The organism is Succinivibrio sp. (genome assembly GCF_045124615.1).
GTDB lineage: Bacteria > Pseudomonadota > Gammaproteobacteria > Enterobacterales > Succinivibrionaceae > Succinivibrio > Succinivibrio faecicola.
In genome coordinates, this window is sequence record NZ_JBGVMC010000227.1 from 1 (window position 1) to 4,567 (window position 4,567).

4 protein-coding genes and 1 pseudogene are annotated in these 4,567 nt (G+C 35.1%); 4 read left to right on the forward strand and 1 reads right to left on the reverse strand.

Annotated features, from left to right (window positions below; genetic code table 11):
- Positions 1 to 312: 312 nt before the first annotated feature.
- The 4 genes from ACJML3_RS05975 to ACJML3_RS05990 all read left to right on the forward strand — a co-directional run bounded on the left by ACJML3_RS05975 (position 313) and on the right by ACJML3_RS05990 (position 3,638).
- Positions 313 to 453, forward strand: a complete 141-nt coding sequence (locus tag ACJML3_RS05975) for a hypothetical protein (protein WP_219937370.1) — start codon at positions 313 to 315, stop codon at positions 451 to 453.
- 89 nt (positions 454 to 542) lie between these two features.
- The gene (gene fliS, locus ACJML3_RS05980; RefSeq protein WP_406021491.1) at positions 543 to 1,010 is read left to right on the forward strand and encodes a flagellar export chaperone FliS; all 468 of its coding nucleotides are present in this window, start codon (positions 543 to 545) and stop codon (positions 1,008 to 1,010) included.
- A gap of 3 nt (positions 1,011 to 1,013) precedes the next feature.
- A complete protein-coding gene (locus tag ACJML3_RS05985; RefSeq protein ID WP_406021492.1) occupies positions 1,014 to 1,343 on the forward strand; it encodes a hypothetical protein in 330 nt (109 codons plus the stop codon).
- Positions 1,344 to 1,358: 15 nt separating this feature from the next.
- Positions 1,359 to 3,638, forward strand: coding sequence for a 6-hydroxymethylpterin diphosphokinase MptE-like protein (locus ACJML3_RS05990; protein WP_406021494.1), 2,280 nt, complete (start codon positions 1,359 to 1,361; stop codon positions 3,636 to 3,638).
- A 380-nt stretch (positions 3,639 to 4,018) separates the two neighbouring features.
- Here ACJML3_RS05990 and ACJML3_RS05995 read toward each other — a convergent pair.
- Positions 4,019 to 4,567, reverse strand: a pseudogene (locus ACJML3_RS05995) (ribosome biogenesis GTPase Der); the annotation flags it as partial.

Genomic DNA, 4,567 nt, shown 5'->3' on the forward strand with positions numbered 1-4,567 from the left:
AATGAGTGCTAATTGAGCTTACCTTTATCCCCTCTTTTGCAAGAGACTGGGTAATCTTATCTAATCTAAAGGTGGAGACGGCTGGAGAACCTAAAATGATATCCATCAGAATTGTTCCTGTATGTATATTACTGAAGTTTGAAATATTGAGCGATTGCTCAAAAAACATTTTTGTATTTTACCACATTCGTCGCATTTTTTTCTTTATTTAAATGTGAAATTTTATTACTTTTGCTTAATGGAAATCTTACAAATTTGGACGAACATAACCTTAATGATCTGATATACTTTAAGGCATAGGAGGATATAAAAGTGAAAAAATCAAACAGACTGTTAAGAAACAATACAACAGCAAAAAGATCACGTCTTCGTCAGCAGTTTATTCACAGTTCAAGAATGCACAGACAGGCACGTCACAAGGTATTTTTCATTCAGGAAAATCCACAAAATTAAAAACAGGCACTCTTCTTGCATATAGCTAAGTTAAATATCAGTGTGGCAATTTTCTGCCACCTAAAAAATTATTATGCAAGGAGAGATGTATGTACGGAAGAAATCTTAAAGCGTATCAAAAAACCAACATTAATGCGGAGCTCTCTGTTGCAGATCCTTATGTTGTAACAAAAATGCTCTTTCAGGGTCTTAATGACAGAATGGCACAGGCTAAAGGTGCTATTGAAAGAAATGATCTGCTCTTAAAGTCAAAAAAGCTCTCATCAGCCATCGCAATTATTGAAAATTTGAGGTCTACATTAGACTTTTCAAAAAGCGAATCACTAGCTACTAACCTTTATACCATATACTCATATATGATAAAGAGACTTAATGATGCTTCTATTGAACTTACAGCTGATGCTGTAAATGATGCAATGAAGGCATTTGCTCCAATTAAAGCAGCATGGGAAAGTATTTCTGTAGATGCACAAAAAGAAGCTCAGTCACTTCGCACACAGGAACAGCTTGATATTGATCTGAACCATGATGCTCATATGGCCAAGGGTTATATTTAATATATGAGTAAACTTGACGATCTTATAAGAAGAATTACTGAGACAGAAAATGCTTTGTGCAAAGAGCTAGAACAAGAGGATCTTGGTTTTGCGCTTGATTATGGCGAAATCAATGAATCTCTTGTTAAAGAACTTTGCGAACTTATTCCTAATCTTAGTGAAGCAGAACAAAAAGAAGCAATTGAATTTCTAAAAGCATATGACGAACATATCAATGCTCAAAAAGAATACATTCAGACCGAACAAAATCGTGTAAAAGAGCTGTACAAAAGCGTAAAAAAAAGACATAACATAAGTGACAAGTACAGTCAGACAAAAAAGAACTCATTCTAAAACGCAGGATTTCAAATGTTTACAGAAGAAAAAAGCTCAAGTAAGTTAAGAGATGTCCTTTTCTCTCCTAATACAAATTTAGACAACATTGCTCATGAGCTAAAGTCTCTTGATCTTACAGATATAGAAAAAATCAAAGAGCTTTCTCAAAAACAGCAGGTAATGGCAGATCACCTTATTGATCAGTTTGCTGTAAATATAGAAGCATTTGAAAAATATATGCCTGACATTGCAAAGACATTCAAAAACTATAAACCAGAAAAGACAATGGAATTTTTCTGTACAGACAATGGAATTCCTAATCTGATTTTCATTGAAAGCAACGACATTCTGTACAAAACTTTTGACCCATTTGAGCTTTGCAAAAAACAGATTACCAATATTATTTCTAATAACAATATTACCCAGACAAGATACGGTATTGAAAAAGATCCATACGGTCAGCTTCATTTCAAATATCTAAAATCAGCTGTACAAATCGATGAATCTGTAAAAAGAGATTATTCAATTACAGCAAAGAAAATCGGATCTGTACCTAACTGTGTACTTCTAGGTGTTGGACTTGGTTATGAACTTGCATACCTCTATGAGCAGGTAGAAGTTGCAAATCTGATCCTTGTTGAACCAGATCTTGATATGTTCTATGCATCACTTTATGCATTTGATTGGGCAAACTTACTCAAATACTTATCAGATAACAAATTAGGAATTCACCTGATGCTAGGTCAGAGTCCTGAGAAATTCTATCAGGATATGACAAAGTTCTACGATATTCACGGTAGATTCCTAACAGGTACATGGCTTGGTATTGTTCACTACTCTAACAATAAGATCAAAGCTATCGCTGAGGTTTTAATTAAAGACTACGAATCAATGCATGCTGCAATGGGATTTTTTGATGACCATCTATTCGGCACATCTCATGCAATAAGCAATGTACTTTCAGGCAAATCATTTGTTCTTAAAGAACCAAAGCTTCCTGAAAAACTAGCATCACTGCCTGTATTCATTATCGGCTCTGGACCTTCACTTGATAATGATATTGAATTTATTAAAAAGAACCAGGACAAAGCAATAATTGTTGCCTGTGGTACTGCCCTTGAAACTCTCTATCATGCAGGTGTAAAACCAGATATCTATGCCTGCACAGAAAGAACACCAGAAATATCAGAATCCCTTGATATGATCCCAGATAAGGAATTTATTCAGGATATGATCCTTCTGACAGGTGACGTAGTACATCCAAAGACAACAGCAAGATTCAAGCATACAGCCATTTTTGGAAAAATTGATGAACCTTTTATCAAATATGTTGCTGCTCTTTCAGAACAGTTTAGAAAGATCCGTTGCGTTCAGCTAATGAATCCTCTTGTAGGTAATATGGGCGTGTCTGGCATGCTGTATTTAGGATTCAAAAATCTATATCTGTTCGGTCTTGATAACGGAAAGAAAATTGGCACTGACTATACTCTGCACTCTCAATATACAGCAACTTATAAAGAACACGGAAACCAGACCTCAAGAGGTGTATACAAGTTGACTAACGTAGTACCAGGAAATTTTGGTGGTACTGTTGAAAGTAACTATTTCTATAAATTATCAGCACACAACATAGATTTTATTCTGAGAATTTTCAAAAATGAAGAGAAGGTAGAAGTAAGTTGTGTAAACTGCTCAGACGGTGCTCTTATAGATTCTGCCAAATCAATGCACTCATATGAGCTTAACTTTGACAATAATCAGAATATCAATAAATCAGAAGTTTTTGACTGTCTTGTTAATGAAATAACAGGACCTATTGAAGTTCCTGATGGATTCTTTGAAGAAATCTTTTATAAGAAAGAATTCAATAGTGCTGTAGATAAAATCATTTCTCTTATCCGTAAAAGAGTCTCCTCTAGAACTGAGGGCATTCAGTTAATGGAACAGGTTTCTGAAATTGATTATTATCTTAGAGCAAATGCAGCAACTTATTATATCGGAAACAGCTTAGAAGGTTCACTGCAGACATATTTCATAATCGGAGCTCGCACTCTTTATAATTCACTAGATGAAAAGCAGTGTTTAGAAAAATTCCACAAGATTATGGATGTCATCGCTGACTTCTTAGATGAAACAAAATCTATTTATTCTCATATGCCAAATTATTCGCTAGGAGAACACAGAAAGTATCATAAGGGCGGAAAAGTCGGAAAAGATTATCCTACAACTCCTGCTACTAGATTGCCTAGAATTAGACATTTGAAGGATAAGTATGAAGATCCTCTAAAGAAATTCGTAAAGAAATATAAATAACGATAGCTGATTGCTAAATTTGAAAATGACCTTGAATGGTCATTTTCTTATTTAACTTAATACTATTACATCCAAGTATGTCGCCTATAGTACATCCTCTCTTATAAAAGAAAGGTTCAGTTCATGCTTGCGTCTAACAAAAATAAAATTTTGCTCACAGATCTTCTTTCAAAATTTTAGGTTTATGTGTTTTTTTCGTTCTGCACAAGACATTTTCGTATACTTTTTTTGAAGTAGATCAGACTTATTTTTGCGAGTTTTTGAAGGTTATCAAAATGTATAAGAAAGGAAATTGTTTGTAGCTTATGCGATCCTATAATTTAAACATAGCACATAGTAATCTCTGAGGAGCCAGAAACTAATCTGCCTCCTCACTTTTTTTATTTGCGTTTTACGCTCTTTGCTGACTCTGAAGCTTTTTTAGGACGCTTTTTCAGAACAAGGCCTGTGCCTTCACGGCGTGCTTTTGCAATAGCTTTCTGATCTTCCTTATCCTGCTTTTGAGCGGCTCTTGCCCACATTCTCTCATTTGCAGCCTTCTTCTTCTCAGCTCTCATCTGAGACTGAGTCTGACGCTTCTGAGCAGGCTTCTCATTTGCATATGGGTTTTCACCTTCCTTAAAGTCAATAATCACTGGTGAGCCCATAATCTTTAGAGATTTTCTGTAGCAATTGATTATGTATCTCTTATATGAGTCTGGTACCTTTGATACTTTATTACCGTGAATAATAATTCTTGGAGGATTATAACCACCGGCATGAGCAAACTTCAGTTTGATTCTTCTACCACCTGAAATTGGTGGCTCATGCTCTTCAATTGCAGCTCTTAAAATACGGTTAAGCATTGATGCGCTGTGTCTTGTTGTTGCACCTTCATATGCCTCATCAATTGATTCATATAGGTTACCAACACCTGTACCATGAAGAGC

Bases quoted from the DNA above. Each gene is read 5' to 3' on its own strand.
- fliS (WP_406021491.1), top strand. From the start codon at position 543: ATGTACGGAAGAAATCTTAAAGCGTATCAAAAAACCAACATTAATGCG.
- ACJML3_RS05985 (WP_406021492.1), top strand. From the start codon at position 1,014: ATGAGTAAACTTGACGATCTTATAAGAAGAATTACTGAGACAGAAAAT.
- ACJML3_RS05990 (WP_406021494.1), top strand. From the start codon at position 1,359: ATGTTTACAGAAGAAAAAAGCTCAAGTAAGTTAAGAGATGTCCTTTTC.